20 protein-coding genes are annotated in these 26,956 nt (G+C 62.4%); 16 read left to right on the top strand and 4 right to left on the bottom strand.

Annotated features, from left to right (window positions below; all coding sequences use genetic code 11):
• Positions 1–55: 55 nt before the first annotated feature.
• From QE399_RS06565 to QE399_RS06600, 8 genes are all read left to right on the top strand, one after another.
• Complete coding sequence (locus tag QE399_RS06565; RefSeq protein ID WP_309827239.1) at positions 56–1,615, top strand: anti-phage dCTP deaminase; 1,560 nt, start codon at positions 56–58, stop codon at positions 1,613–1,615.
• Between the two features lie 63 nt (positions 1,616–1,678).
• Entirely contained in the window at positions 1,679–1,888 is a 210-nt protein-coding gene (locus tag QE399_RS06570) for a hypothetical protein (protein ID WP_309827241.1), read from the top strand.
• 609 nt (positions 1,889–2,497) lie between these two features.
• Complete coding sequence (locus tag QE399_RS06575; protein WP_309827242.1) at positions 2,498–3,406, top strand: helix-turn-helix transcriptional regulator; 909 nt, start codon at positions 2,498–2,500, stop codon at positions 3,404–3,406.
• Positions 3,407–3,413: 7 nt separating this feature from the next.
• Positions 3,414–4,970, top strand: coding sequence for a class I SAM-dependent DNA methyltransferase (locus QE399_RS06580; protein WP_309827243.1), 1,557 nt, complete (start codon positions 3,414–3,416; stop codon positions 4,968–4,970).
• Complete coding sequence (locus QE399_RS06585) at positions 4,960–6,282, top strand: restriction endonuclease subunit S (protein WP_309827244.1); 1,323 nt, start codon at positions 4,960–4,962, stop codon at positions 6,280–6,282. Before QE399_RS06580 ends, QE399_RS06585 begins: the two co-directional genes overlap by 11 nt.
• Positions 6,257–7,333: a hypothetical protein gene (locus QE399_RS06590; RefSeq protein ID WP_309827245.1), complete on the top strand. Its 1,077-nt coding sequence runs from the start codon at positions 6,257–6,259 to the stop codon at positions 7,331–7,333. The genes QE399_RS06585 and QE399_RS06590 overlap by 26 nt, the downstream gene beginning before the upstream one ends.
• A gap of 34 nt (positions 7,334–7,367) precedes the next feature.
• Complete coding sequence (locus QE399_RS06595; RefSeq protein ID WP_309827246.1) at positions 7,368–10,514, top strand: type I restriction endonuclease subunit R; 3,147 nt, start codon at positions 7,368–7,370, stop codon at positions 10,512–10,514.
• Positions 10,515–10,569: 55 nt separating this feature from the next.
• Positions 10,570–12,402: a DUF262 domain-containing protein gene (locus QE399_RS06600; protein ID WP_309827248.1), complete on the top strand. Its 1,833-nt coding sequence runs from the start codon at positions 10,570–10,572 to the stop codon at positions 12,400–12,402.
• Between the two features lie 394 nt (positions 12,403–12,796).
• Here the strand turns inward: QE399_RS06600 and gyrB are convergent, their stop codons facing one another.
• The 3 genes from gyrB to dnaA all read right to left on the bottom strand — a co-directional run bounded on the left by gyrB (position 12,797) and on the right by dnaA (position 18,234).
• Positions 12,797–15,421, bottom strand: a complete 2,625-nt coding sequence (gene gyrB / locus QE399_RS06605) for a DNA topoisomerase (ATP-hydrolyzing) subunit B (protein WP_309827249.1) — start codon at positions 15,419–15,421, stop codon at positions 12,797–12,799.
• Positions 15,422–15,558: 137 nt separating this feature from the next.
• Positions 15,559–16,677, bottom strand: coding sequence for a DNA polymerase III subunit beta (dnaN, locus tag QE399_RS06610; RefSeq protein WP_309827251.1), 1,119 nt, complete (start codon positions 16,675–16,677; stop codon positions 15,559–15,561).
• A 132-nt stretch (positions 16,678–16,809) separates the two neighbouring features.
• Complete coding sequence (dnaA, locus tag QE399_RS06615) at positions 16,810–18,234, bottom strand: chromosomal replication initiator protein DnaA (RefSeq protein WP_309827253.1); 1,425 nt, start codon at positions 18,232–18,234, stop codon at positions 16,810–16,812.
• Between the two features lie 316 nt (positions 18,235–18,550).
• On the opposite strand from dnaA, the gene rpmH reads away from it, so the two are divergent.
• The 8 genes from rpmH (at position 18,551) to QE399_RS06655 (ending at position 26,231) form a co-directional block, all read left to right on the top strand.
• Entirely contained in the window at positions 18,551–18,685 is a 135-nt protein-coding gene (gene rpmH / locus QE399_RS06620) for a 50S ribosomal protein L34 (protein WP_005798102.1), read from the top strand.
• A 72-nt stretch (positions 18,686–18,757) separates the two neighbouring features.
• On the top strand, positions 18,758–19,252 hold the full coding sequence (locus tag QE399_RS06625) for a ribonuclease P protein component (RefSeq protein WP_309827342.1): 495 nt from the start codon (positions 18,758–18,760) through the stop codon (positions 19,250–19,252).
• On the top strand, positions 19,249–19,542 hold the full coding sequence (yidD, locus tag QE399_RS06630; RefSeq protein WP_309827344.1) for a membrane protein insertion efficiency factor YidD: 294 nt from the start codon (positions 19,249–19,251) through the stop codon (positions 19,540–19,542). The genes QE399_RS06625 and yidD overlap by 4 nt, the downstream gene beginning before the upstream one ends.
• On the top strand, positions 19,539–21,245 hold the full coding sequence (yidC, locus tag QE399_RS06635) for a membrane protein insertase YidC (RefSeq protein WP_309827346.1): 1,707 nt from the start codon (positions 19,539–19,541) through the stop codon (positions 21,243–21,245). The genes yidD and yidC overlap by 4 nt, the downstream gene beginning before the upstream one ends.
• A gap of 149 nt (positions 21,246–21,394) precedes the next feature.
• The gene (locus QE399_RS06640; protein ID WP_309827348.1) at positions 21,395–22,981 is read left to right on the top strand and encodes an ABC transporter substrate-binding protein; all 1,587 of its coding nucleotides are present in this window, start codon (positions 21,395–21,397) and stop codon (positions 22,979–22,981) included.
• A gap of 246 nt (positions 22,982–23,227) precedes the next feature.
• Positions 23,228–24,664: a tRNA uridine-5-carboxymethylaminomethyl(34) synthesis GTPase MnmE gene (mnmE, locus tag QE399_RS06645; RefSeq protein ID WP_309831956.1), complete on the top strand. Its 1,437-nt coding sequence runs from the start codon at positions 23,228–23,230 to the stop codon at positions 24,662–24,664.
• Positions 24,665–24,744: 80 nt separating this feature from the next.
• Positions 24,745–25,257 (top strand): Crp/Fnr family transcriptional regulator, encoded by a 513-nt coding sequence (locus tag QE399_RS06650; RefSeq protein WP_309827350.1) that lies wholly within the window; start codon positions 24,745–24,747, stop codon positions 25,255–25,257.
• A 95-nt stretch (positions 25,258–25,352) separates the two neighbouring features.
• On the top strand, positions 25,353–26,231 hold the full coding sequence (locus QE399_RS06655; protein WP_309827352.1) for a hypothetical protein: 879 nt from the start codon (positions 25,353–25,355) through the stop codon (positions 26,229–26,231).
• 55 nt (positions 26,232–26,286) lie between these two features.
• On the opposite strand, the gene QE399_RS06660 is transcribed toward QE399_RS06655, so the two are convergent.
• Positions 26,287–26,841, bottom strand: coding sequence for an adenine phosphoribosyltransferase (locus QE399_RS06660; protein WP_309827353.1), 555 nt, complete (start codon positions 26,839–26,841; stop codon positions 26,287–26,289).
• Positions 26,842–26,956: the final 115 nt, after the last annotated feature.

A 26,956-nucleotide genomic window follows, 5' to 3' on the forward strand; every position in this document is an offset into this window, starting at 1 on the left:
GTTGCGCAACTTCAAGTAACATGAAAGTTACAGAAAACTCATCAAGGGAGTGGGAATGAGTGCAGTACCCGCATTAAAGGCTGTGCCGGGAGTTGGCTCCATGACCGATCAAGATGAAAAAACAGCCAAGGATCGGATTAAGGGCACCCACACACCCGAAATTGTCATCGCATTGTGCGGTCCATTGGGCACACCGTTGCATGATGTAGCCAAGATCTTTCAGCAGCTGCTGCGCGGGCAAGATTACGGTTATACCCACGTCGACATCATAAGATTGAGCGATGAGATCCGGGAGATGGCAGCTCTCCCTGCAGAAGCTGATATTGCAGCACTCATCAAAGCGGGGAATGAACTCCGCGAAAAGCAGGGTCGTGCAGTCTTAGTGCAGCGAGCTATTCGACGCATTTCCCTCACTCGTCAGAAGAAGGGAGGTGACAACGCTGACCCTTCCAACCAGCCTAAGCTTTTTGATGATGAAGTAGCCGACGCAGTTATCCCCACCCCCATCGAGTGGAACTGTCACATCATCGATTCGATAAAGAACGAAGAGGAGCTTGAACTGCTGCGCTTCGTTTATGGTGACATGCTGCATATCGTTGGTGTCTATGCGCCCATCGAACAGCGAATCGCGCGCTTGCAGAAAAAGATTTCTAAGCCGGCGCAAATACACACGTTGATAAATCGCGACTCTGGCGAAGAGTTGGACCACGGACAGCAAGTTCAGAACACGTTTCCGCATTCTGATTTCTTCCTTAGGGTTGATGCAGGTACAGATTCGCAACTGACGTCACGTGTCCGTCGATTCTTGGATTTGATGCTCGGCACCAGGATCATTACACCGACGGTGGCGGAGCGTGCGATGTACGCAGCGTCGTCGGCTGCAATGAATTCGGCATGTCTGTCTCGTCAGGTAGGCGCTGCGCTTACTAGCTCCAGCGGGGAGTTGATAGCCACGGGATGGAATGATGTCCCTAAAGCGTTTGGCGGCCTCTACGAAATTGAAGACCTGCGCGCCTCTGCAGATGACGATCATCGTTGCTACAACAAGGACGGCGGAAAGTGCTTCAACGATGAAGAAAAGGACTTGATCGCACGGACCGTCATCGACAAGATGGTCGCCAACGGCATCGTGGAAAAAGATAAGACCGAAGAAGCTGTGAGGCTTATTAGGCATGACTCCCAGCTTCGAAGCCTAATTGAGTTCTCTCGGGCGGTTCATGCCGAAATGCATGCGCTCCTGAACGCGGGAGCGCAGCATGGTTCGAAGGTTCGAGGTGGAAAGTTGTTCGTTACCACGTATCCCTGCCATTCATGTGCGAGGCACATCGTCGCGGCAGGAGTGCGTGAAGTCTATTTCTTAGAGCCCTACCGCAAGAGCTTGGCGACCAAGCTCCATGAAGATGCGATAACAGAGCAGGAAACAAACACTCTAAAAGTCAGAATCGTTCCATTTGACGGCGTTGCGCCATCACGCTTCCTCAAATTTTTCGAGGGTAACGACCGTAAGGACAGCATCACGGGAATGATGCGAAAGAAACCTGCGCGACCGGTGACTGCTGTCACTATGGAAGCGGTCTCGTCTCTTGAAGGCATCGCGATACGTTCTATACAATAGTGCGGTTTGCCGGGACACAAGATCTTTGCCTGATGTCCCGTCCCAAAAGATCTGGAGCCTCCCATGACCCGCGATTCCGAGAAGCAATTGGAGTTGGACTTCGACGGAGATACCGAGTCGAGCGAGCGAACCTTACACGTGCAGAGCGCGCGTGCTTCTGGTTTGGTCGTCTGCTTCAGCACACACCTCCAATTGCGCCGCGCCCACGAAGAAAAAGCGAAAGACGCCAAGATGCTTGAACGCATCACTAGTCGCGTTCGGCATTTCCGGTAACTTCCCCTAGCGCTGGCTTAATAGCCAGACAGCAACAGAAGCAATACGGCAATCTGACTCATTTTTCAGTACAACTGACCCGTGATTGCTGTGTGGCTCGACCATCTGACGCTCATAGAGAAAAGCCGGCGCAAGCCGGTTTTTTCACTTCTGAGGCCTGACTTGACAGTAACACACGGCGCAGGTTTGGGTTAGCAGCGATTGCGGCCCGTCAAGTTGGGTAGAGCACTATACAACTAGCCTACTACGTGTCACCCGCACTGCAAAGTGCGGCAACGCGCTACCTATCGGTGTGGTGGGCAGCTCTGTCAGCTCCAGACGGAAACCAGCTCGGCAATCTTGGTTGCAACGACCGCCATGGGGTCTTCTGAAGTATCAAGTCCGCTTCTCGACACCACCATGGGGCTTACATCTCGACCGGGAGTGAGCCACCGGATTCCAGTTCAATCTTCAAACACAGACTAGCCAGCTGAGGTGCACGCTTGCGTTTTTGGCCGCCTGTTTGTCACGCACAATGTCATCAACCTGATTATTTAATTCGACCGTCAATGGACAAACATATAACCAATTGCAGTCTTTTAGTCGTCTGCCTTGGATGAGGAGTCATCGGTGACCCAACCCCAGCGCGGCGAAACCTTGAGCCACGCCCAGCGCGAGCGGCTGGCTTACATCGACTTCAGGCTCTACTTCTTTGGTGAGATCGGTCGCCCAGACCTGATTGAGCGCTTCGGTGTGGCTCCGGCAGGGGCGACACGCGATTTGGCGCTGTACCGGGAAATCGCGCCGCAGAACATCACCTTCGACGGCAGCAACAAGATCTACCGTATCGGCAAGACGTTCTCCCCGATCTTCGAGCACGCGACGCAGCGTGTCTTGTCGGCGCTTGCTCTTGGGTTTGGCGACGGAGTGAGCGTCGAGTCGCAACTGCTGCTGCCCTGCGAATCCCCCGTAGCTTTGAGCAGCCCCCGGATGGATGTGCTGGCACCTATTTGCCGAGCCATCCACGCCAAGCGAACCGTCGCCATCCGCTACCACTCGATGAGCAGCGGAGAGTCCGAGCGGATCATCGTTCCCTTTGCGCTGGTTGATACCGGCCTGCGCTGGCACGTCCGGGCCTTTGATTGCAAGAGCGGAGAGTTTCGGGACTTCGTCGTCACCCGTATCGAAGCGCCGACGCTGCTCGACGAGGAGCCACAGGCCAACGAACGGCCGGACAACGACATCCAGTGGACGCGCATCGTCGAGCTGGACTTCGTGCCGCACCCGCGCCTTGAACGCCCCGAGATCATCAGGATGGACTACGGGATGACCGACGGCTCGATCCGGATGCGCGTTCGCGCCGCTGTCGCGGGCTACATGCTGCTGCGCTGGAGCGTGGACTGCTCGCCTGACCACCGGCTCAAGGAAGAACAGTACCGCCTGTGGCTCAGCGATCCGCTGGCGCTGTACGGCGTTGAGAACGCAAAGCTCGCGCCGGGGTATCAGGCCCCGGCAGCAAAGACATTACGCAAAGGGTAAAAACAATATGGCACAGAACGACACCGCCAAAAACGGCAACGGGGGCAACCTCGGCTTCGAGGCTGACCTATTCAAGGCCGCTGACAAGCTGCGCGGCAATATGGAGCCCAGCGACTACAAGCACGTAGCGCTTGGGCTCATCTTCCTGAAGTACATCTCCGACGCCTTCGAGGCCAAGCACAAAGCACTGCTGGCCGAAGACGCACAGGCAGCAGAGGACAAGGACGAGTACCTCGCGGACAACGTGTTCTGGGTGCCGAAGGAGGCGCGCTGGTCGCATCTGCAGGCCAACGCCAAGCTGCCCACCATCGGCACCTTGATCGATGACGCGATGCGCGCCATTGAGAAAGACAACGAATCGCTCAAGGGCGTGCTGCCCAAGGACTACGCCCGTCCCGCGTTGAACAAGGTGATGCTGGGTGAGCTGATCGACCTGATCTCCGGCATTGCGCTCAACGAGGAAGGAGACCGTTCGAAGGACATCTTAGGGCGTGTGTACGAGTATTTCCTGGGCCAGTTCGCCGGTGCCGAAGGCAAGCGCGGCGGCGAGTTCTACACCCCACGTTCCGTGGTGCGCGTGCTGGTCGAAATGCTCGAACCGTACTCGGGCCGCGTCTACGACCCGTGCTGCGGCTCGGGCGGGATGTTCGTCCAGTCGGAAAAATTCGTGCAGGAGCACGGCGGCCGCATTGGCGACATTGCGATCTATGGGCAGGAATCGAACTACACCACGTGGCGACTAGCCAAGATGAATCTGGCCGTGCGGGGCATCGATTCCGACATCCGCTGGAACAACGAGGGCAGCTTTCACAAAGACGAACTGCGCGACCTCAAAGCCGACTACATCCTCGCCAACCCCCCCTTCAACATCTCCGACTGGGGTGGTGACCGCCTGCGTGAAGACGTGCGCTGGAAGTTCGGTGCGCCACCCGTGGGCAACGCCAACTACGCTTGGCTTCAGCACATCTACCACCACCTCGCCCCCAACGGTACGGCTGGTGTGGTGCTGGCCAACGGCTCGATGAGCTCCAACCAGTCCGGCGAGGGCGATATCCGCAAGGCAATGCTCGAGGGCGACGCTGTGGACTGCATGGTGGCGCTGCCCGGGCAGCTCTTTTACTCCACGCAGATCCCCGCCTGCCTGTGGTTCCTGGCCCGCAACAAGAACCCGGGCCGTGGTCTGCGTGACCGACGCGGGCAAGTGCTGTTCATCGACGCCCGCAAGATGGGCGTGCTGGTGGATCGCACCCGGCGCGAACTCACAGACGAAGAAGTCCAGAAGATTGCTGACACCTACCACGCTTGGCGCGGTGAGACAGACGCTGGGGAGTACGCCGACGTGGCTGGCTTCTGCAAGTCGGCATCGATGGAAGACATCCGCAAACACGGCCACGTGCTGACACCGGGGCGATATGTCGGCGCGGCAGAACAGGAAGACGACGGCGAGCCCTTCGAGGAAAAGATGCTGCGGCTCTCGGCGTTGTGGCGCGAGCAGCGGGCGGAAGCGGCCAAGCTGGATGCCGCAATTGAGGCCAACCTGAAGGAGCTTGGGTATGGCGAATGATTGGCGCGCAGTCTCACTGGGTGAACTATTCAGGGTCAAGCATGGATTCGCTTTCAAAAGCGAATACTTCACTGACGAACCGCAAGACACTGTTTTGGTTACGCCAGGCAATTTTGCTATTGGCGGAGGCTTTCAAGACGGCAAGCGCAAGTACTACAACGGTCAATTGCCTGAGGATTACGTTCTCAAGCCGGGGCAAGTTGTCGTGACGATGACAGATCTCAGCAAAGAATCTGACACCCTCGGATACGCCGCGAGTATTCCAAATGACTCGACTATTTGGTTGCACAATCAGCGAGTTGGCCTGCTCGAATTTAAGACCGAGATACCTACGTCGCCACGATTCATTGAGTACCTATTGCGAACGCACGAATATCGTTCATGGATTGTCGGCTCTGCTACGGGAACAACGGTAAAACACACTGCGCCGGGGCGAATCGAGAGCTTTGCTACACGCATTCCGCCTATCGAAGAACAACGCGCCATCGCCCACATCCTCGGCACGCTTGACAACAAGATCGAACTCAACCGGCGTGCAAACGAAACGCTGGAGGCGATGGCCCGCACCTTGTTCAAGGCGTGGTTCGTGGACTTCGAACCTGTGCGCGCCAAGATGGACGGCCGCTGGAAGCGAGGCGAATCGCTGCCCGGCCTTCCGGCACACCTCTATGACCTCTTTCCCGACCGACTGGTTGAATCGGAGTTGGGGGAGATTCCGGAGGGGTGGGAGATGCGTTCGCTGGACTCGATTGCGAACTATCTCAATGGCCTTGCATTACAGAAGTTTCCACCTGAAAGCGAGACTGAGTTTCTTCCAGTCATCAAGATCGCGCAATTGCGTGCTGGAAACACAAATGGAGCTGATAAAGCAAGCACGCAAATCAAGCCCGAGTATGTGGTTGTCGATGGCGATGTGTTGTTCTCGTGGTCTGGCTCGCTAGAAGTTGAAGTGTGGAACGGTGGGCGTGGCGCATTGAACCAGCATCTGTTTAAGGTTACCTCCACCGAGGTGCCGAAGTGGTTCTACTTCTTCGCCACCCGTCATCACCTGCCAGACTTTCGCACTATCGCCGCTGGCAAGGCTACGACGATGGGACACATTCAGCGCAAGCACCTCACGGATGCTCGGATTGCTGTTGCTCCAATGGAGAGCATGAAAAAATTTGACGCAGTCATTGCTTCGCAATTCGATCAATTGATGAGCAACGCGCAGCAATCCCGCTCGCTGGCCCAACTCCGCGACACGCTGCTGCCCAATCTAATCTCCGGCGAGTTACGTTTACCTGATGCCGAGCGCATCGTCGGGGCTTGATCAGATGAAGCTTCAGCTCGACCCCAATAATTATGAGGCCTGTCCACCATACAACGAATGGTTGGATGAGCAGTACTCAGAACAGTCGGGCGGAACACTCGACATCCTTGGTTATCAGCCAAGGCCAAGTTTTGTTCTTTTCACCATGAGTCCGGATACCTATGAAGCTACATTTTCGGACTTCACACAACAGCGCGAAGAAGGAATAAAGGAATCCGTATGCAATCAATTTCCATCACCGATTGCCTACTATTTCTACCGATTCGAGAATGGGTACGAAAGTGATCTGCAGCGCCTTCATCTTCTCCGCGACACCTGGGAGTCAGTCATCGACATCCTGCACGCGCTCGCGGTGGCGGAATGCCGTCATCGAAATATTCAGGTCGTAGATCCGCTCAAGTTTAAGGACTTGTTCACCGACAGTGTTGCAAAAAGGCTCGAAAACATCGAGGGAATAACTGCCCAGCTGAGTGCCGCAGGAATTTTACCAGCCGTCGCAAAAATATCTCCAGCGGCGACACTCGCAGCGATGAAGGAGCTCAACCAGTCCCGAAACGCCTTCTCACATAGCGCTGCGCAGTCTGAAGCGCAGGCACGGAGCTGGATCAGCGAATGCTATGTAGACGTCGTTGAGGTTCTTGCAGAGCTGGATGGCCTGGAAGACATCCAAATCGTTCGGTATTTGAGTCAGGTCGATGGAACAACTCTGAGATGTGAAATATTCAGAGGACACAGTTCTACCAGGACAATTCAGAATATCAAGATCAGTCATCAGCAAATGCTTGACTCTGCGAAATATTTCCAGCAAGGGCAGATGCTAGTGATTGCTGATGGGTTAATTTTTGGGCTTCGTCCAATGGTTTATTTTCGTGAGGACGGCGTGGGTCACACGACTCGTCTTTGCATCTTTAGAAAGACACGAGGGGAAGAGCCCGATCGGCGGCTTGAGTACGAAGTTATTGGTGAAGCCGTGCGTCACGAAGAAAGCCGAAAAAACTTCGCAACAGAAATAAATGAGTTGCGGGGGGTTTTTGGATTGGGGGCTGAATAGAAATGTACAAATCCAGAATCGCAGGAGAACAATAATGGCTTTTCTATCTGAGGCCGCGGTCGAGCAGGCGCTACTGGATCAGCTGCGATCTCTCGATTACAGCATTGAACGCGAGGAGGACATCGGCCCCGATGGACATCGACCGGAGCGTGAAAGTCACGATGAGGTTGTGCTCAAGAAGCGGTTTGAAGACGCCGTCGCGCGTCTGAATCCTGGTCTTCCGTTGGAGGTGCGTCAGGATGCCGTGCGGCGGGTGATGCAATCTGAGCTGCCATCGCTGCTTGAAGAGAACCGCCGCCTCCACAAGCTGATGACGGAAGGCGTGGACGTCGAGTATTACGCCGACGACGGCACGCTGACCGCTGGGAAGGTCGCGCTCATCGACTTCCAACATCCGGAACTGAACGACTGGTTGGCGGTAAGCCAGTTCGTTGTGATCAACGGCCAGAACAACCGGCGGCCCGATGTGGTGGTGTTCGTGAACGGCTTGCCGCTGGGCGTGATAGAGCTGAAAGCGCCGGGCAGCGCGGGCGCGCATCTGCTGGGTGCATTCAACCAACTGCAGACCTACAAGAAGCAGATTCCGGCGCTGTTCAACACCAACGCGCTGCTGGTCACTTCAGACGGTATTGCAGCCCGCGTAGGGTCACTGTCGGCAGACCTTGAGCGCTTTATGCCGTGGCGTACCACCGACGGTACGGACATTGCCCCGAAAGGGGCACCGGAACTCTCGACGCTGATCGAAGGCGTGTTCGAGCGTCGCCGCCTGCTCGATCTGCTGTGTCACTTCACGGTCTTCGGCGAAACCGGTTCCGGGCTGGCCAAGATCATCGCGGGCTACCACCAGTTCCACGCGGTGCGACACGCGGTCAACAGCACGGTGACGGCGTCCTCGCCGGAGGGCAATCAGCGGGTGGGCGTCATCTGGCACACCCAAGGCTCCGGCAAAAGCCTGCTGATGGCGTTCTACGCCGGGCAACTGGTCAAACACCCGGCAATGGCCAACCCGACGCTGGTGGTGCTGACTGACCGCAACGACCTCGACGATCAGCTCTTCTCGACCTTCTCGATGTGCCGTGACCTGATCCGGCAGACGCCGGTGCAGGCAGAGAGCCGCGAAGATCTGCAGAAAGTCTTGAGCCGGGCATCCGGCGGGGTGATTTTCACGACCTTGCAGAAGTTCGGCGAGATCGCGGAGCCGCTCACCACGCGCCGAAACGTTGTCGTCATCGCGGATGAGGCGCACCGCAGTCAATACGGCTTCAAGGCCAAGGTGGACGCGAAGACCGGCGAAATCTCCTACGGCTTCGCCAAATACATGCGAGACGCCCTGCCGAACGCATCCTTCATCGGCTTTACCGGCACGCCCATTGAGGCGGACGACGTCAACACCCCGGCAGTGTTCGGCAACTACATCGATGTCTACGACATCAGCCGTGCTGTCGAGGATGGCGCGACCGTACCGATCTACTACGAGTCGCGGCTGGCGCGTATCGAACTGGACGAGGAAGAGAAGCCGAAGATCGACGCCGAGGTCAACGAATTGACCGAGGAGGACTCCGAGGCCGACCAGGAGCGCTTCAAGAAGAAATGGTCAACGGTCGAAGCCCTGGTTGGCAGCGACAAGCGCCTTGCTCTGGTGGCCAAAGATATGGTCGCTCACTTCGAGGATCGCGTGGCAGCCCTCGACGGTAAAGCGATGGTGGTGTGTATGAGCCGCCGCATCTGCGTCAAGCTCTACGATGAGATCGTCAAGCTGCGCCCGGACTGGCACAGCACTGATGACAACGCGGGAGCGGTCAAGATCGTGATGACGGGCGCAGCGAGCGACCCGCAGGAATGGCAGCAGCACATCGGCAACAAGGCCCGACGCGATCTGCTGGCTAAGCGTGCCCGCGATCCCAAAGACCCGCTCAAGCTGGTGATCGTGCGGGATATGTGGCTGACCGGCTTTGACGCGCCGTGTATGCACACGATGTACGTGGACAAGCCGATGCAGGGGCACGGCCTGATGCAGGCGATTGCGCGCGTGAACCGCGTGTTCCGCGACAAGCCTGCCGGGCTGATCGTGGACTACATCGGCATTGCGCAAAACCTGAAGTCGGCGCTGCAGCAGTACTCCAAGAACGACCAGGAAAATACTGGCGTCGACGAAGCACAGGCCATCGCGGTAATGATGGAGAAGTACGAGGTCGTGCGGGACATGTACCACGGCTACGACTACGTCTCCGCGATGAGCGGCACCCCACAGGAGCGCCTCGCGATGATGGCAGGCGCCATCGAGTGGATTCTCGACCTGCAACAGAAGCTGGCAGCGAAAGAGAAGACGAAGGAAGGCAAGAAAAACGCTCACCGCCGATACCAGGACGCCGTGCTGGCGTTGTCCAAGGCCTTCGCCCTGGCATCCGCCTCCGACGAGGCCCGCGAGATTCGGGAGGAAGTCGGTTTCTTTCAGGCGATCCGTGCCGCGCTGGTCAAGAGCAGCACGGGCTCGGGAGTGACCCAGCAAGAGCGCGAGTTGGCCATCCAGCAAATCGTCAGCCGAGCGGTGGTCTCGACCGAGATCGTGGACATCCTGGCTGCTGCGGGCACCAAGAGCCCGGACATATCCATCCTCTCGGACGAATTCCTCGCCGAAGTGCAGCAGATGGAGAAGAAGAACCTTGCGCTGGAAGCCTTGCGCAAGCTGATCAACGACGGCATTCGCTCACGCAGCAAGGCCAACGTGGTGCAGACCAAGGCGTTCTCGGAGCGATTGGAGGACGCGGTAGCGCGCTACCACGCCAACGCCATCACCACCGCCGAGGTGCTGCAGGAGCTGATCCAGCTGGCCAAGGACATCCGTGCGGCGCGCCAGCGTGGTGAAGAGTCCGGGCTGTCAGACGAAGAGATCGCCTTCTACGACGCCCTGGCCGAGAACGAAAGCGCGGTGCAGATGATGGGCGACGACAAGCTCAAGCTGATCGCCCACGAATTGCTGATGAGTCTGCGCGAAAACGTGTCGGTCGACTGGGCCCACCGGGACTCTGCCCGCGCACGGATGCGGGTGCTGGTGAAGCGCATCCTTCGCAAGTACGGTTACCCGCCCGATCTCCAAGACACGGCAGTGCAAACGGTACTGCAACAGGCCGAAGCGTTGTCGTCGGGGTGGTCGGTTTCGCATCGCGGAACTGCTCAATGAGCATTGGCGAGAACCGTCACGTCACTGACGCAAGAACAAAGGGAATCTGAGAGTTATGGCCCGCATCGAAAACCACAAATACAGCATCGAGGAGGCGTTCCGGGAATGCTTCTACATCGTCCCGGACTACCAGCGCGAGTACGTCTGGACGGACAAGGAAGTGCATCAGCTGCTGGAGGACATCGGCGAGCAGATCGATGTGGGCACAACACGCGAATACTTCATCGGTACCGTGCTGGTGTCGCCGACCGACCAGAAGAACCACTACGAGGTCATCGACGGCCAGCAGCGTCTGACCACGTTCTTCCTGTTGCTGTGCGCATTGCGGCATCTCTTGCAACAGGAGCCGGAAGCCCAGCACCTCAACCGGCTAATTTCCGACAGCTACACCGGCAGCACCGGGATCGTGACTCGTCTCAAGCTTGACCCTCGTTATGAAAGCGCGGCTGAGGTCATGGCCAAGGTGGTCGAGATCAACGGCGATCCCGTGGCCTTGCGCTCCGGCGTTCAGGCATCGGGGATTGCCAGCTTCGGATCTCTAGAAAACCTCATCAACGCCTACTCAACTTTGTACCGTTATCTGAAAGACAACTACGACGACGCCGTCAAGCTCAAGAGGTATTGGTTCTATCTGGCTACAAACGTCGTGTTCATCCAAATCTCTACCGACGTGAGCAGCGCGCTGAAGATTTTCGAGACCATCAACGAGCGCGGCGTGGGCCTGAACCCGATGGACCTGCTCAAGAACCTGCTGTTCACGCAGGTCAAGCAAGCTCAGTTCACCCAGCTCAAGGACGAGTGGAAAAAGATCACTAAGCCGCTGGAGAAGGAGAAGGAAAAGCCGCTGCGCTTCCTGCGCTACTTCCTGATGGCCAACTACGTCATCAAAAACGAGCGCGGCGACGCGGTGGTGCGTGAGGACGAAATCTACGACTGGTTCATAGCCAAGGACAACGCGGCGCTGTGCGATTACGCAGGCAAGCCCTTCGAATTCGTGCGCAAAGTGATCCGCAACGTCGAGCACTACCTGGCCTTTGCCAACGGGCTGGGCAACGACGGCAGGCCAAGTCTGGCAATGGACAGCCTCAAACGGCTGGCAGGCGGCGCGTTCAGCTTGCACTTCGTCCTGCTGCTCGCAGCGGCGAATTTCCCCAAGCCGCTGTTCGACCATTTCGTGGCGCAGCTGGAGAGCTTCCTCTTCTACTACATCTTCACCAAGACACCGACCAAGGATCTAGAACGCAGCTTCTCCCAGTGGGCCGACGAGCTGCGCGTGATTGCTGAGACCGGCGATCCGGTGAAACAGAAGGTGCAGCTTAACGCGTTCATTGCCGAGCGCTTCGAGAAGAACATGGCGGGCAAATCACAGGAGCTGGCCGACGCCCTCAAGCGTTTCACCCTGTACTCGATGCAGCAGTACCGCACGCGTTATCTGTTGGCGCGCCTGACGCAGCACGTCGATATGGCTTTCAGCGGGCTGAAGGCGCCAGGCAGCCTGGAGCCGTTCACCAATCTGGAAATCGAGCACATCCTGCCCAACAAGCCAGAGGACGATCTGCGCAGCAAGTGGGCTACGGAGAATCCGGGGATGGCCTACGACGACTTCAAGAACCGATTGGGCAATCTGACTTTGCTGGAGAAGCCCATCAACATCGTCGCAGGCAATGATTTCTACACGGCCAAGCAGATCGAATACAGCAAGAGCGGCAACTATCTGACTCGCAGTCTGGTGGCGCTGACCGACGTTGGGCAAAACACGTCCATCTCGCGGATTAACGCAAAGCTGGAGGCTTTCCCTGCGTGGAATGCGGCAAGCATCGAACAAAGGCACGCAACGCTTATAGCGTTGGCGCAGGACGTCTGGAAGACCAACGCCATCGATGTCTAGTCAAAGGGGGGGCGGCACTGCGCTCACTTGTAACCTGCCCGAGAGCAAAAGCCGATGACCAGGTCGGCGTCGTTGGCTCAGGGTTACCTGGTGCAGCCAGCCGAATGACCGGACCTATTCGAAGCAGGCGTCCAGACCGCCTCACGAATGAACCCAAACAACCTCAAGCTGCCCACCATTGCTCGCGCAACTTCAAAAATCAAGAAGCTATTGATCTAAGTGTTACGACTGCCCCCGCGACAAAAAAGGCGCTTCAGATGAGCGCCTTTTCCATTTTCTCTAACTGCACTGTTGCACTAACTTGGCAAAGTTTGCACTTTCTCTGTTTGAGAGGACATGCAGCGAGATTTGCAAATAGTGAGAATATTTGCAAGATCAATGAGAACCTACAGACTCAAACGTCGATATTGCCCGCGCGCAGCGCGTTGGTCTCGATGAAATCCCGGCGCGGCTCCACCTCATCCCCCATCAGCATGGTAAACACGCGGTCGGCCTCGATCGCATCGTCGATCTGCACGCGCAGCAGGCGGCGCACTTCGGGGTCCATGGTGGTTTCCCAGAGCTGCTCGGGGTTCATCTCGCCCAGGCCCTTGTAGCGCTGGCGGCTGGTGGTGCGTTCGGCCTCGGAGATGAGCCAGGCCATGGCCTGGCGGAAGTCGCCGATCTTCTCTTCCTTCTGCTTCTCGCCTTCGCCACGCAGCGCCTTGGCGCCTTCGCCGATGAGGCCGCGGAAGGTGTTGGCGGCTTCGGCCAGGGCGGCGTAGTCGGCGCCGTGCACGAAGTCCTGCGTGATGATGCTGCTCTTGACGTTGCCGTGGTGGCGGCGGCTGATGCGCAGGATGGGCTTGTCGGTGCGGGCGTCGAACTCGCCGGCCACTTCGGCGGGAATGCCGTTGGTGGACAGCTCGCGCAGCTTGGCCTGCAGGGCGACGGCGCTGGCTTCGGCGTCCGCCACGGTGTCCAGGTTCAGGCTGATGCCGTCGGCGATGGCGCGCAGCGCTTCCTGGTCCATGAAGGCGGACAGGCGGTCGATGACGTGCTCGGCCAGCTGGTGCTTGCGCGCCAGCTCGGACAGCGTCTCGCCGGTGATGGTCTGCGCGTTGGCGCCGCCGGTGGTCACGCTGGCGTCCTTGAGCGCCACGCGCAGCAGGAAGGTGTCCAGCGCGGGGCCGTCCTTGAGGTACAGCTCTTCCTTGCCGGCCTTCACCTTGTAGAGCGGCGGCTGGGCGATGTAGATGTGGCCGCGTTCGACCAGCTCCGGCATCTGGCGGTAGAAGAACGTGAGCAGCAGCGTGCGGATGTGCGCGCCGTCCACGTCGGCGTCGGTCATGATGATGATGCGGTGGTAGCGCAGCTTGTCCACGTTGAAATCGTCGGCGCCGCTCTTGCCGTCCGACGGGGTGCTGCCGGCCTTGCCGATGCCGGTGCCCAGGGCGGTGATCAGCGTGAGGATTTCATTGGAGGTGAGCAGCTTCTCGTAGCGCGCCTTCTCCACGTTCAGGATCTTGCCGCGCAGTGGCAGGATGGCCTGGAACTTCCGGTCGCGGCCCTGCTTGGCGGAGCCGCCGGCGGAGTCACCCTCGACGATGTAGATCTCGCACAGCGACGGGTCTTTTTCCTGGCAGTCGGCCAGCTTGCCGGGCAGGCCCATGCCGTCGAGCACGCCCTTGCGGCGCGTCATTTCGCGGGCCTTGCGCGCGGCTTCGCGGGCACGGGCGGCTTCGATGATCTTTCCGCACAGGATCTTGGCGTCGTTGGGGCGCTCTTCCAGGTAGTCGGTCAGCGTCTTGGCGACGATGTCCTCCACCGGCGCGCGCACTTCGCTGGACACCAGCTTGTCCTTGGTCTGGCTGCTGAACTTGGGCTCGGGCACCTTCACGCTCAGCACGCAGCACAGGCCTTCGCGCATGTCGTCGCCGCTCACCTCGACCTTGGCCTTCTTGGCCAGTTCGTTGGTTTCGATGTACTTGCCGATGACGCGCGTCATGGCGGCGCGCAGGCCGGTCAGGTGGGTGCCGCCGTCGCGCTGCGGGATGTTGTTGGTGAAGCAGAGCACCTGCTCGCTGTAGCCGTCGTTCCACTGCATGGCGACTTCGACGCCGATCTCGGTGCCGGGAATGCCGCCGTAGGTGTCGGCCGGGCGCGAGCCCGTGGCGTAAAACGCCGTGGGGTGCAGCACCTTCTTGCTGGCGTTGATGAAGTCCACGAAGCCCTTCACGCCGCCGGCGCCCGAGAAGTCGTCTTCCTTGCCCGTGCGCTCGTCTTTCAGGCGGATGCGCACGCCGTTGTTCAGGAAGGAGAGCTCACGCAGGCGCTTGGCCAGGATCTCGTAGTGGAAGTCGTTGTTCTCTTTGAAGATCTCGGTGTCGGGCAGGAAGTGCACCTCGGTGCCGCGCTTGTCGGTATCGCCCGTAATGCGCATGGGCGAGATCTCGACGCCGTCCACCGTCTCGATGATGCGGTTCTGCACGAAGCCCTGGCTGAACTCCAGCACGTGCACCTTGCCGTCGCGGCGCACCGTCAGGCGCAGCATCTTGCTGAGCGCGTTCACGCAGCTCACGCCCACGCCGTGCAGCCCGCCGGACACCTTGTAGCTGTTCTGGTTGAACTTGCCGCCGGCGTGCAGTTCGGTCAGCGCGATCTCGGACGCCGAGCGCTTGGGCTCGTGCTTGTCGTCCATCTTCACGCCCGTGGGAATGCCGCGGCCGTTGTCGGTCACGCTGATGGAGTTGTCCGAATGGATGGTGACGACGATATCGTCGCAGTGGCCGGCCAGCGCTTCGTCGATGGAGTTGTCCACCACCTCGAACACCAGGTGGTGCAGGCCCGTGCCGTCCGACGTGTCGCCGATGTACATGCCCGGGCGCTTGCGCACGGCCTCCAGGCCTTCCAGGATCTGGATGGCGCCTTCGCCATATCCCTCGCTGGCCCCGGCCTGTCGGGTGTCGATCTTGTGCGTGGGCTGCATGTCGCTCGCGCCGGTGGGGGTGGGCTCGGGCAGTTGGTTCTCAGCAGTCATGGTGGCCTTGGGGTCCGTTGCAAGCGCGGGGCTTGCCAGTCATTCAATAAGAGTCAAATATGCCTCTGGCGCCCTACCCAAAAGCGCTTGCAGCTATCAAAATAATAGTGCAAGCCTGCAGGGCGCCAGAGCCGCCGTCAGATGCGCATCGGCATCACGACGTACTTGAAGGTGTCGTTCTCGGGAATGGTCAGCAGCGCGGAGCTGTTGCCGTCCGACAGCTCCACCTTCACCATGTCCTGGCCCATGTTGGCCAGCGCGTCGATGAGGTAGGTGACGTTGAAACCGATCTCGATGGTGTCGCCGCCGTAGTCGATGTCCAGCTCGTCCACGGCCTCTTCCTGCTCGGCGTTGTTGGACGCCACGCGCAGGGTGCCGGGCTCGAGGTTCAGGCGCACGCCCTTGAACTTGTCGCTGGTCATGATGGCGGTGCGCTGCAGGCTGGCCAGCAGCGGCGCGCGGCCCAGGGTGACGCTGTTCTTGTGGTTCTTGGGGATCACGCGGTTGTAGTCGGGGAACTTGCCCTCGACCAGCTTGGTGACGAACTCCATGCCGCCGAAGGTGAACTTCGCCTGGTTGTTGGCGAACTGCATCTCGATGTGGGGCTGGTTCTCGCCGCCCGCGTCCGACAGCAGGCGCTGCAGTTCCAGCACGGTCTTGCGCGGCAGGATGACTTCCTGCTTGGGCACTTCCACATCCAGCGTGGCGCTGGCGAAGGCCAGGCGGTGGCCGTCGGTGGCCACCAGGCTCAGCGTATTGCCCTCGGCCACGAACAGGATGCCGTTGAGGTAGTAGCGGATGTCCTGCACCGCCATGGCGAACGACACCTGGCCCAGCAGGTCCTTCAGCACCTTCTGCGGCACGCTGAACGCGGGGCCGAAGGCGGCCGATTCCTGCACCAGGGGGAAGTCTTCAGCGGGCAGCGACTGCAGCGTGAAGCGGCTCTTGCCGCCCTTGAGCACCAGCTTGGCGGCCTGCGATTCCAGGCTCACGGTCTGGTCGCCGGGCATGGTCTTCAGGATGTCGATCAGCTTGCGCGCGCCCACCGTGGTGGTGAAGTCGCCCGTGTCGCCGCCCAGCTCGGCTGTGGTGCGGATCTGGATCTCCAGATCGCTGGTCGTGAGCTGCAGCGCATTGCCCGTCTTGCGGATCAGCACATTGGCCAGGATGGGCAGCGTGTGCCGGCGTTCGACGATACCGGACACCGACTGCAGAACTGCGAGAACCTTGTCTTGTGTTGCCTTCAGGACAATCATGTCGTCAACCCTTGGTGGTTTTAGGAAGCGTGTTCGGACGGCGGCATGGGCCATGCCCCCTCATGCCGTCCAACACGCCATTTTGCCCCCGAACGGAGCGGTTTCCGGAAGGGTGCGCGGGCCACGCTGGGCTCAACCCTTCAAGGTCTGTTCCAGCACGTGCAGTTGCTGGTTCAGCTCGGTCAGCTGCTGGCGCTCGCCGGCGATCTTGCGCACGGCATGCAGCACGGTGGTGTGGTCCCGCCCGCCGAACAATTCTCCGATTTCGGGAAGACTCTTCTGCGTCAGCTCCTTGGCCAGGTACATGGCGATCTGGCGCGGCCGGGCGATGCTGGCGGGGCGCTTCTTGCTGTACATGTCCGCCACCTTGATCTTGTAGTAGTCGGCGACGGTCTTCTGGATGTTCTCCACGCTGATCTGCCGGTTCTGGATCGACAGCAGATCGCGCAGGGCCTCGCGCGCCAGCTGGATGGAGACTTCCTTCTGGTTGAAGCGCGAATACGCCAGGATCTTGCGCAACGCGCCTTCCAGCTCGCGCACGTTGGAGCGCACGTTCTTGGCGACGAAGAAGGCCACCTCTTCCGGCATCTCGGCGCTCTCGGCGCGGGCCTTGTTGATCAGGATGGCCACGCGCATCTCCAGCTCGGGCGGCTCCAGCGCCACCGTCAGGCCGGAATCGAAACGTGACACCAGCCGGTCGTGGATGTTGGTCAGGCCCTTGGGATAGGTGTCCGACGTCATCACGATGTGGCTCTTCTTGGTCAGCAGGGCCTCGAACGCGTTGAAGAATTCTTCCTGCGTGCGGTCCTTGTTGGCGAAGAACTGCACGTCGTCGATCAGCAGCAGATCGAGCGAGTGGTAGCGCTCCTTGAACTCGTCGAAGGTGCGGCGCTGGTACGCCTTAACCACATCCGACACGAACTGCTCCGCATGGATGTAGAGAACTTTGGCGTCCGCCTTGTCCTGCAGCAGGCGGTTGCCCACCGCGTGCATCAGATGGGTCTTGCCCAGGCCGACGCCGCCGTAGATGAACAGCGGGTTGTACAGGTGGCCGGGCGAGCCGGCCACGTGCATGGCCGCGGAGCGCGCCATGCGGTTGGCCGTGCCCTCCACCAGCGTCTCGAAGGTGAGCGCCGGGTTCAGGCGGGTACGGAAGGCACCGGCACCGGGCGCGGCCTCGTCCGGAGCGGCGGAAGGCAGGGCCTCGCTGGGCGCGGAAGGTTCGGCGGCAGCAGGGCGAATGAACGTCCTGACAACGGATTCCCGCTGAGCGAGCGCTAACTCAAGCGTCACGGGCTGGCCGTACAGGCCTTCCAGCAACGAGGCGATGCGGCCGGCGTACTGGGCACGGATCCAGTCGAGCTTGAAGCGGTTGGCCACCAGCAGCGTGACCTTGCTGAAGTCGGGTGCGACCTGTGCCGTCAGGGGCTTGATCCAGGTGTTGAACTGCTGTTCGGGGAGGTCCTGTGCGAGCTGTTCCGCGCAGGCTTGCCACAGCCCCTGGCCGGCATCGTCTTCGGCATCGTGGCGGGGGCTGCGAGAGGGTTCCTCGGTCATTGCGGGTGTTTTCTTGTTGTGGATAGAGGAACGGTACGAGGCGGCGGATTGTAGCTTGTCAAGGAGTTATCCACAACCGGACGGGCCGGGTGCCCGCGCCCTCTGGCGGGCCTTTGCGGCGCCCGGCAAAGGCCTTCGCCAAGGCTGCCTGAAGTAAAGGGCATTGCCACCGCCGGGCAGTCCTGCAATAATCGCGGGTTTCCCTGGATGCGTTCAGGGTGATCCAGTCCGGGCGGCTGCTTCGTGAGGCAGTTTCCAGGCGGGCGATGGCCGATCGAAGCCGCGCCTGTAACCGAACCCTCAAGGAATAGACCAAATGAAACGTACCTACCAGCCTTCCAAGACGCGCCGTGCCCGCACCCATGGTTTCCTCGTGCGCATGAAGACGCGCGGCGGCCGCGCCGTGATCAACGCTCGCCGCGCCAAGGGCCGCAAGCGTCTGGCCGTCTAAGGCCCAGGCCGTTCGGCTTTCGGCCCGCTCCGGTTTGCGCCGTCAGGTCTCCCAGACGGGAACGCAGCTGCCATGCAACGGCTGAAAACCCGCCCCCAGTTCCAGGCCGCCATGGCCGGAGGCACGGTCTCCCGTACGGCGCATTTCGCGCTGCACCGATTGGGACTGGACGCCGCTGGCGCTCTCCCGGCACCGCCTTCCACAGGGCCCGGCCCCTTGCCATCCGTGCAAGGGCCGCAGGCCCTGTTTGGCGTTCCTGGCCAGCCGGGCGCTGCGCTGTGGCTGGGTGCCATGGTGCCCAAACGCTGGGCCCGTCGCGCCGTGACGCGCAACACCATCAAGCGGCAGATCTATGCAGTGGCCGCGGCTTACGAGCTGCAGCTGCCGCTGGCCGCGCATGTGGTGCGCCTGCGCTCCGGTTTCGACCGCAAGCAGTTCGTGAGCGCGACATCCGATGCGCTGCGGCTGGCGGTGCGCACCGAGCTGCAGCAGCTGTTCGCCCACGCGGTGCGCAAGGAGCGCGCCCCGGCGCCCGTGCCGCGTCCCGCAGCGGAGGCCCTGCCATGATGCAGGCGCTGTTGATGGGCATCGTGCGCGGCTACCGCCTGCTGCTCAGCCCATGGCTCGGGTCGGCCTGCCGGTTCGAACCCACGTGCTCGGCGTATTCGCTGCAGGCGCTGGAGCGCCACGGTGCCGCCGGCGGCAGCTACCTCACCCTGCGCCGGCTGGCGCGATGCCATCCCTGGTGCGACGGCGGGCATGATCCCGTGCCGGAGGAGCTGCCCCGCGCGCTGCGGCTGTTCTCCCGGTTGGCGCCCTCCACTTCCCCCTCTTCCTCACCAAAGAAGACTTCATGAACGACATTCGCCGCACCATCCTGTGGGTGATCTTTGGCTTTTCCATGGTTCTGCTGTGGGACAAGTGGCAGGTCCATAACGGACACAAGGCCACCTTCTTCCCTGCGCCCGCCGCGCAGACGGCGACGGCCCCTGCCGCGCCGGCCTCGGCGGCCAGCAGCAGCTCCGCGGCCGTGCCCACGGCCACGCCAGCGCCGGCCGTGGCAGGCGCGCAGCAGGTGCCGGGCGGTGCGTCCCAGCCTGCGGTGGCCACGCCCCGCGAGCGCGTGACGGTCACGACCGATGTGCTGCGCCTCACGTTCGACAGCGAGGGCGGCACGCTCACGCACGGCGAACTGCTCAAGTACCCGGAGATGGCCGACAAGAACAAGCCGTTCACCCTGCTCGACGAGAGCAGCCAGCGCGTGTACGTCGCGCAGACGGGCCTGATCGGCCCGGCCGGGCTGCCCACGCACAAGACGGCGATGGCCGTGGTGCCCGGCGCGCGTGAGCTGCGCGAGGGCGAGAACGAGCTGAGCATCCGCTTCGAGTCGCCCGACCTGGGCGGCGTGAAGCTGGTCAAGACCTGGACCGTCAAGCGTGGCGGCTACGACATCGCCGTGAAGCACGAAGTGGTCAACACCGGTACGGCGCCCGTGTCGCCGCAGCTGTACCTGCAGCTGGTGCGCGACGGCAACAAGCCGCCGGGCGAGTCGTCGTTCTACTCCACCTTCACCGGCCCGGCCGTCTACACCGAAGCCAAGAAGTACCACAAGGTCGAGTTCAAGGACATCGAGAACGGCAAGGCCGAGATCGACAAGTCCTCCACCAACGGCTACGTGGCCATGGTGCAGCACTACTTCGCCACGGCCTGGCTGCTGGGCGATGGCCTGCAGCGCGATCTGTTCGTGCGCAAGGTGGACACCAACCTGTATGCCGTCGGCATGATCACGCCGCTGGGCGAGATCGCTCCCGGCCAGGCCAAGGCCATCGACGCGCGCCTGTTCGCCGGCCCGCAGATCGAAACCATGATGGAGAAGCTCACCCCGGGCCTGGAACTGGTCAAGGACTACGGCTGGCTCACCATCCTGTCCAAGCCGCTGTACTGGCTGCTGGACCAGCTGCACAAGCTGCTCAACAACTGGGGTTGGTCCATCGTGGCGCTGGTGCTGCTGCTGAAGATCGCCTTCTACTGGCTCAACGCCAAGGCCTACGCATCGATGGCCAAGATGAAGGCCATCAACCCCAAGATCATGGAGATGCGCGAGCGCCTGAAGGACAAGCCGCAGCAGATGCAGCAGGAGATGATGCGCATCTACCGCGAGGAGAAGGTCAACCCGATGGGCGGCTGCTTCCCCATCATGATCCAGATCCCCGTGTTCATCGCGCTGTACTGGGTGCTGCTGTCCAGCGTGGAAATGCGCAACGCGCCCTGGATCGGCTGGATCACCGACCTGTCCTCGCCCGACCCGTACTTCATCCTGCCCTTGCTGATGACGGCCAGCTCGCTGCTGCAGACCGCGCTCAACCCCGCGCCGCCGGACCCGATGCAGGCCAAGATGATGTGGTTCATGCCGCTGATCTTCAGCGTGATGTTCTTCTTCTTCCCGGCCGGCCTGGTGCTGTACTGGCTGACGAACAACATCCTGTCGATCGCCCAGCAGTGGATCATCAACACCCGCATGGGCGTGCCGCCGCAGTTCAACCTGCCAAAGTTCCGCTGAGCCTCGCGCCCCCAACGTGACGGGCGCCGCATTCGCGGCGTCCTCCGTGTAATCCCTAGCGGCCACCTTCGGGTGGCCGCTGTCTTTTGGGTACGTTCATTGCTAGTCTTGCGGCTTCCTTACTGAAACTGTTTTCGGAGGCTTGCTTGATGAACCAGCGTTTGACTTTCACTCTCGGTGCCGTGGCCATGGCGGCCTTCATGGCAGCAGGTTCCGCCAGCGCCGCCACCATGCGCTGGGCCGGGGCGAATGACATCCTGACCGTGGACCCCCACGCGCAGAACCACCAGACCACGCACGCTTTCCTGCAGCAGGTGTACGAAAGCCTGGTGCGCTACGACGAGAAGTACCAGATCCAGCCGGCCCTGGGCACGAAGTGGACGCAGGTCTCCCCGACGCAGGTGCGCTTCGAGCTGCGCAAGGGCGTCAAATTCCACGACGGTGCGCCCTTCACGGCCGATGACGTGGTGTTCTCGCTCACCCGCGCCATGACGCCGCCGTCGAACATGCAGTCCGCCGTGCAGAGCATCAAGGAAGTGAAGAAGGTCGACGACTTCACCGTGGACCTGATCCTCAAGGGCCCGAGCCCCGTGCTGCTGCGCGAGCTGACCGAGGCGCGCATCATGAACAAGGCCTGGGCCGAGAAGAACAACTCGACCAAGGCGCAGGACTACGCAGGCAAGGAAGAGAATTTCGCCTCGCGCAACGCCAACGGCACGGGCCCGTTCAGTCTGGTGGGCTGGCAGCCCGACGTGAAGGTCACGCTCAAGAAGAACGCCAGCTGGTGGGACAAGCCCAAGGGCAACATCGACGAGGTGGTCTTCACGCCCATCAAGTCGGCCGCCACGCGCTCGGCCGCCCTCATCTCCGGCCAGGTCGACTTCGTGGTCGACCCACCGCCGCAGGACTTGGCCCGCATGAAGGCCAGCCCCGACATCAAGCTGATCGAAGGCGCCGAGAACCGCACCATCTACCTGGGCCTGGACCAGTTCCGCGACGAACTGCCGGGCGCCGGCACGCCGGGCAAGAACCCGCTCAAGGACAAGCGCGTGCGCCAGGCCATGTACCAGGCCATCGACTCCGCCGGCATCCACAGCCGCACCATGCGCAACCTGTCGGTGCCCGCGGGCACCATGATCGCGCCCATGGTCCACGGCTGGAGCAAGGCGCTCGACGAGCGCGCCGCCAAGTACGACGTGGAAGGCGCCAAGAAGCTGCTGGCCGATGCCGGCTACCCCAACGGGTTCTCGCTCAAGCTCGACTGCCCGAATGACCGCTACGTGAACGACGAAGCCATCTGCCAGGCCGTGACGGCCATGTGGACGCGCATCGGCATCAAGACCACGCTGCAGGCCGCGCCCATGTCGCAGTTCGTCAGCCGCGTGATGAACAACGACGTCAACGCCTACCTGTTCGGCTGGGGCGTGGCCACGTTCGACGCGCTGTACTCGCTCGATTCGCTGATGTCCACCAAGGACGGCAAGAGCGCCGCCGGCGTGTACAACGGCGGCCGCTTCAGCGATGCCAAGCTCGACGGCATGATCGGCCAGATCAAGGTGGAGATGGACGCCGCCAAGCGCGACGCGCTGATCGCCGACGCGCTCAAGCTGGTCAAGGACGAGTACTACTACATCCCCCTGCACCACCAGATCCGCCCCTGGGCGATGCGCAAGGGCGTGGAGACGCAGCACCGCGCGGACGACCGCCCGATGCCGACCTGGACCACGATCAACTGATCGGCCGCTGCAGGCAGTTCGTCAGTGCTATGCATTGAATAGCGCTTGGCGCTGGTGATGGCTGGGTTCTGAGGTCGTTTGATTCTCAAATCCAGTCAACACCAGCGCAGCCAGCTATTGTTTCAATAGCGAAGCTGCCCCATCCAGGGCCCGCCCCGTGCGGGCCTTGTGCCGTGCGGCGGGCGGGGCGCGGGCTATCATGCCCGTCCCCTTCCGCTCCCGGCCCCCGTGGCCCGCCGTGCTGCCATGCTGCCCCGCCATTCCGATCCCATCGTCGCCGTCGCCACCGCTCCCGGGCGCGGGGCCGTGGGCATCGTGCGGGTGTCGGGCAAGCGCATCGGCCCGCTGGTCGAGACGCTCTGCGGCCGGGCGCTGAAGCCCCGCGAGGCCACCTACCTGCCCTTCCGCGACGCCGCCGGCCAGGCCATCGACCAGGGCCTGGCGCTGTACTTCCCCGCGCCGCACAGCTACACCGGCGAGGACGTGCTGGAGCTGCAGGCCCACGGCGGCCCCGTCGTGCTGCAGCTGCTGGTGGCCCGCTGCCTGGAGGCCGCCGCGGCGCCGGCGCCGGGAGCCCCAGTCCCTTCCTCGCCCTGCCTGCCCGGCCTGCGCCTGGCCGAGCCCGGCGAGTTCACCGAGCGCGCCTTCCTCAACGACAAGATCGACCTGGCCCAGGCCGAGGCCATCGCCGACCTGATCGGCGCCAGCACCGAGGCGGCGGCCCGCAGCGCCAGCCGCTCGCTGGCCGGCGCCTTCTCGCAGGAGATCCACCGCCTGCGCGACGCGCTGGTGCACCTGCGCATGCTGGTCGAGGCCACGCTGGACTTCCCGGAGGAGGAAATCGACTTCCTGCGCAAGGCCGATGCGCACGGGCAGCTATCGAATCTGCAGCAATCGCTGGCCGACGTGATGCGCAAGGCCAGCCAGGGCGCGCTGCTGCGCGAGGGCATCAAGGTGGTGATCGCAGGGCAGCCCAACGCCGGCAAGAGCTCGCTGCTGAACGCGCTGGCGGGGGCCGAGCTGGCCATCGTCACACCGATCGCCGGCACCACGCGCGACAAGGTGCAGCAGACCATCCAGATCGAAGGCGTGCCGCTGCACGTGATCGACACCGCCGGCCTGCGCGAGAGCGACGACGAGGTCGAGAAGATCGGCATCGCCCGCGCCTGGGACGAGATCGCCGCCGCCGATGCCGTGCTGTTCCTGCACGACCTGACGCGCACCGCCGAGCCCGGCTACGCCGCGGCCGACACCGCCATCGACGCCCTGCTGGGGGAGCGCCTGCCGGCCGGCATCCCGGTCATCGAGGTGTGGAACAAGACCGACTCGGCCGCCGCCGAGGCACCCGGCCCCGCCACGGAGGGGCGCACGGCCGTGCGGCTGTCCGCCCGCACCGGCGCGGGCCTGGACGACCTGCGCCGCCTGCTGCTGGAGATTGCCGGCTGGCAATCGGCCGCGTCCGAAGGGCTGTACATCGCCCGTGCGCGGCACATCGCCGCCCTGCAGTCGGTGGACGCCCATTTGATGGAGGCGGCGGCCCAGCTGCACGCCGCCGGGCCGGCGCTGGACCTGCTGGCCGAGGAGCTGCGCCTGGCCCAGCAGGCGCTGAACGCCATCACCGGGGAATTCACCTCGGACGACCTGCTGGGGGTGATCTTCTCCAGCTTCTGCATCGGCAAGTGAGGCGCCGCGCGCCGGCCTTTGTGTAAGAGGAGGTAAGGGGCGCTTGCCTCGGCAGGGCGTGCGCGGTACGTTCGCCGCCGATGAACGCGATCCTCTCTCCCGCTGCCCCTTCTTCCTCCTCCTCCTCGGCGCCCCAGCTGCAGGGCCTGGTCCAGGCCATCGCCCAGGCCGTGGCGGAAGACAGCGTCAGCAACCTGCTGTCGCGGGAGCAATGGGAGCTGCTGGGGCCCTATCTGCTGCCCCTGTCCATGCCGGCCGGGCAGGTGCTGTTTGCCCAGGGCGAGAACGACCGTACGCTCTACTTGGTCGAAAGCGGCAGCCTGAGCGTGCACTACGAGGACGAGAAGGAACGCCTGCGCCTGGCCATCGTCGGCGCCGGCTCCATCGTGGGGGAAGGTGCCTTCTTCTCGCACCGCCCGCGCAGCGCCACCGTACAGACCGCCTCGGCCAGCCGGTTGTGGAGCCTGACGGCGCTGCGGTTCACCGAGCTGTCCAACCGCCAGCCTGCCATCGCGCTGCAGCTGGCCATGGCCGCTGGTGCCGTTCTCGCCAAGCGCCTGGGCAACCGCCGCCGCCGTATTGCGGCGACCTGAACGGTAGTCGTATCCCGCCCGCCCGCAGCTGCAAAGAGGACGGTCGCAGGTACACTGTTACTGATTGTTCCCGCGCTATTCCAAGAAGGCTTGGCATGTCCCTGTTCAGCTGGTTCTCCCGCAAAAACCCGCCCGCGCGGCCGCGTCCGCCGGTCGAGCCCACGTCCCCGCTGCTCAACGCCGACGCGACCGTGCCCCTGGTGCCGGGCCGGGCCGGACAGCCCCGCGCCGAGCCCTCGCCCGCCGACCCGGCCGCCAACCGGCGCAACGAACGCATGGAGCGCCGCGAACTGCTCTACACCGTGGTGCGCGACGCCATGGTCCGTGCCGGCGTGCTGTCTGCCGGCTACAAGTTCAAGGTGCTCTCGCTGGACCAGCGCGGCCGCCAGTTCCTGGTGATGATGGACATCGCACGCGATTACGGCGGCGAGACCTCGCGGCTCAGCGAGATCGAAGCCCTCATCGCCCAGACGGCCAAGGCCCGCTTCGACATCCTGGTGACGGCGGTGTACTGGCGCATCAACGACCACGTCGCCGTGGGCATTCCTCAGCGCGGTGGCGTGCCGGCACCGGCCCATGTGCCCGCCCAGCCGCCTGCAGCGGTGGCGCCGCCCCGCGCCGCGCCGGCGGCCCCGCCGCTGGTGCGCCCGGCCCCTGCTGCGCCTCTGGTGCCGCCCGCTTCGTCCCCCGCTCCGCTGGCCGCAACGCCTGCCGCCGCCACGGCGCGCCCTGCACCGCGCTACGAGCCTATCGAGGCCGACGAGGTCGCGGCCTTCAAGCGCGCCCTGAGCGCCGCTGCCGCCGCCAAGCCGCCGACCCCTTCCGCAGCGCCTGGCGTGGCCGTGCGCTCGGGCCCCATCCTGGGCTCCGCCGCCGCGCTGACGGGTTTCGAGGACACCGAGATGCCCGACCAGCACGGCAGCCAGGGCGGTCGCTCCCAGGAACTGAGCAATACGCAGTACGGCGATCTGTGAAGAAAGACGGCGCCGAAGGCGCCGTCTTTTTGGAGGGCCCGTCGCCCCGGTCCGCTCAGTGGCCGGCGAAGTCCACCAACGTGTGGACCGACAGGCCCGTGTCCCGGATGCGGCGCGAGCCGCCCAGTTCCGGCAGGTCGACGATGGCCGCGCCCTCGGTCACGGTGGCGCCCAGGCGCTCCAGCAGCTTCTTGCCGGCCATCATGGTGCCTCCGGTGGCGATCAGGTCGTCGATCAGCAGCACGCGGTCACCGGCCTTCACCGCGTCGGCGTGCAGTTCCACGGTGGCGCTGCCGTACTCCAGCTCATAGGTTTCCTCCACCGTGGTGAAGGGCAGCTTGCCCTTCTTGCGGATGGGCACGAAGCCCACGTTCAGCTCGTAGGCCACCACGGCACCCAGGATGAAGCCGCGCGCATCCAGCCCGGCCACCACGTCGGGGCGCAGCGCGCGGTCCATGTAGCGGTGCACGAAGGCGTCGATCAGCACGCGGAACACCTTCGGGTCCTGCAGCAGCGGCGTGATGTCGCGGAACTGCACCCCGGGCGCCGGCCAGTCGGGAACGGTGCGGATGTGCTGGCGCAGGTAGTCGTTGACGCTGAGGGGCTGCATGGAAATCGGTCGGGAATCAAAAAAAGCGGAGGAACCGGACAGCGCGGCCCGCCGAGCGTTCCGCCCTGTGGTCGCGAAGTGACAGGGTTGCGCCCAAGTGTAAACAGGCTGGTTC

Origin of the sequence: Paracidovorax wautersii, assembly GCF_031453675.1 — a bacterium.
In the GTDB taxonomy this organism is placed as follows: domain Bacteria; phylum Pseudomonadota; class Gammaproteobacteria; order Burkholderiales; family Burkholderiaceae_C; genus Paracidovorax.

What these genes read in the sequence shown, in the direction of transcription:
- yidD (WP_309827344.1), top strand. Translation starts at nt 19,249, where the DNA reads ATGATGCAGGCGCTGTTGATGGGCATCGTGCGCGGCTACCGCCTGCTG.
- mnmE (WP_309831956.1), top strand. Translation starts at nt 23,228, where the DNA reads ATGCTGCCCCGCCATTCCGATCCCATCGTCGCCGTCGCCACCGCTCCC.
- QE399_RS06590 (WP_309827245.1), top strand. Translation starts at nt 6,257, where the DNA reads ATGCCGAGCGCATCGTCGGGGCTTGATCAGATGAAGCTTCAGCTCGAC.
- QE399_RS06565 (WP_309827239.1), top strand. Translation starts at nt 56, where the DNA reads ATGAGTGCAGTACCCGCATTAAAGGCTGTGCCGGGAGTTGGCTCCATG.
- rpmH (WP_005798102.1), top strand. Translation starts at nt 18,551, where the DNA reads ATGAAACGTACCTACCAGCCTTCCAAGACGCGCCGTGCCCGCACCCAT.
- dnaN (WP_309827251.1), bottom strand. Translation starts at nt 16,677, where the DNA reads ATGATTGTCCTGAAGGCAACACAAGACAAGGTTCTCGCAGTTCTGCAG.
- QE399_RS06580 (WP_309827243.1), top strand. Translation starts at nt 3,414, where the DNA reads ATGGCACAGAACGACACCGCCAAAAACGGCAACGGGGGCAACCTCGGC.
- QE399_RS06625 (WP_309827342.1), top strand. Translation starts at nt 18,758, where the DNA reads ATGCAACGGCTGAAAACCCGCCCCCAGTTCCAGGCCGCCATGGCCGGA.
- QE399_RS06650 (WP_309827350.1), top strand. Translation starts at nt 24,745, where the DNA reads ATGAACGCGATCCTCTCTCCCGCTGCCCCTTCTTCCTCCTCCTCCTCG.
- dnaA (WP_309827253.1), bottom strand. Translation starts at nt 18,234, where the DNA reads ATGACCGAGGAACCCTCTCGCAGCCCCCGCCACGATGCCGAAGACGAT.
- gyrB (WP_309827249.1), bottom strand. Translation starts at nt 15,421, where the DNA reads ATGACTGCTGAGAACCAACTGCCCGAGCCCACCCCCACCGGCGCGAGC.
- QE399_RS06660 (WP_309827353.1), bottom strand. Translation starts at nt 26,841, where the DNA reads ATGCAGCCCCTCAGCGTCAACGACTACCTGCGCCAGCACATCCGCACC.
- QE399_RS06640 (WP_309827348.1), top strand. Translation starts at nt 21,395, where the DNA reads ATGAACCAGCGTTTGACTTTCACTCTCGGTGCCGTGGCCATGGCGGCC.
- yidC (WP_309827346.1), top strand. Translation starts at nt 19,539, where the DNA reads ATGAACGACATTCGCCGCACCATCCTGTGGGTGATCTTTGGCTTTTCC.
- QE399_RS06595 (WP_309827246.1), top strand. Translation starts at nt 7,368, where the DNA reads ATGGCTTTTCTATCTGAGGCCGCGGTCGAGCAGGCGCTACTGGATCAG.
- QE399_RS06655 (WP_309827352.1), top strand. Translation starts at nt 25,353, where the DNA reads ATGTCCCTGTTCAGCTGGTTCTCCCGCAAAAACCCGCCCGCGCGGCCG.
- QE399_RS06585 (WP_309827244.1), top strand. Translation starts at nt 4,960, where the DNA reads ATGGCGAATGATTGGCGCGCAGTCTCACTGGGTGAACTATTCAGGGTC.
- QE399_RS06600 (WP_309827248.1), top strand. Translation starts at nt 10,570, where the DNA reads ATGGCCCGCATCGAAAACCACAAATACAGCATCGAGGAGGCGTTCCGG.
- QE399_RS06570 (WP_309827241.1), top strand. Translation starts at nt 1,679, where the DNA reads ATGACCCGCGATTCCGAGAAGCAATTGGAGTTGGACTTCGACGGAGAT.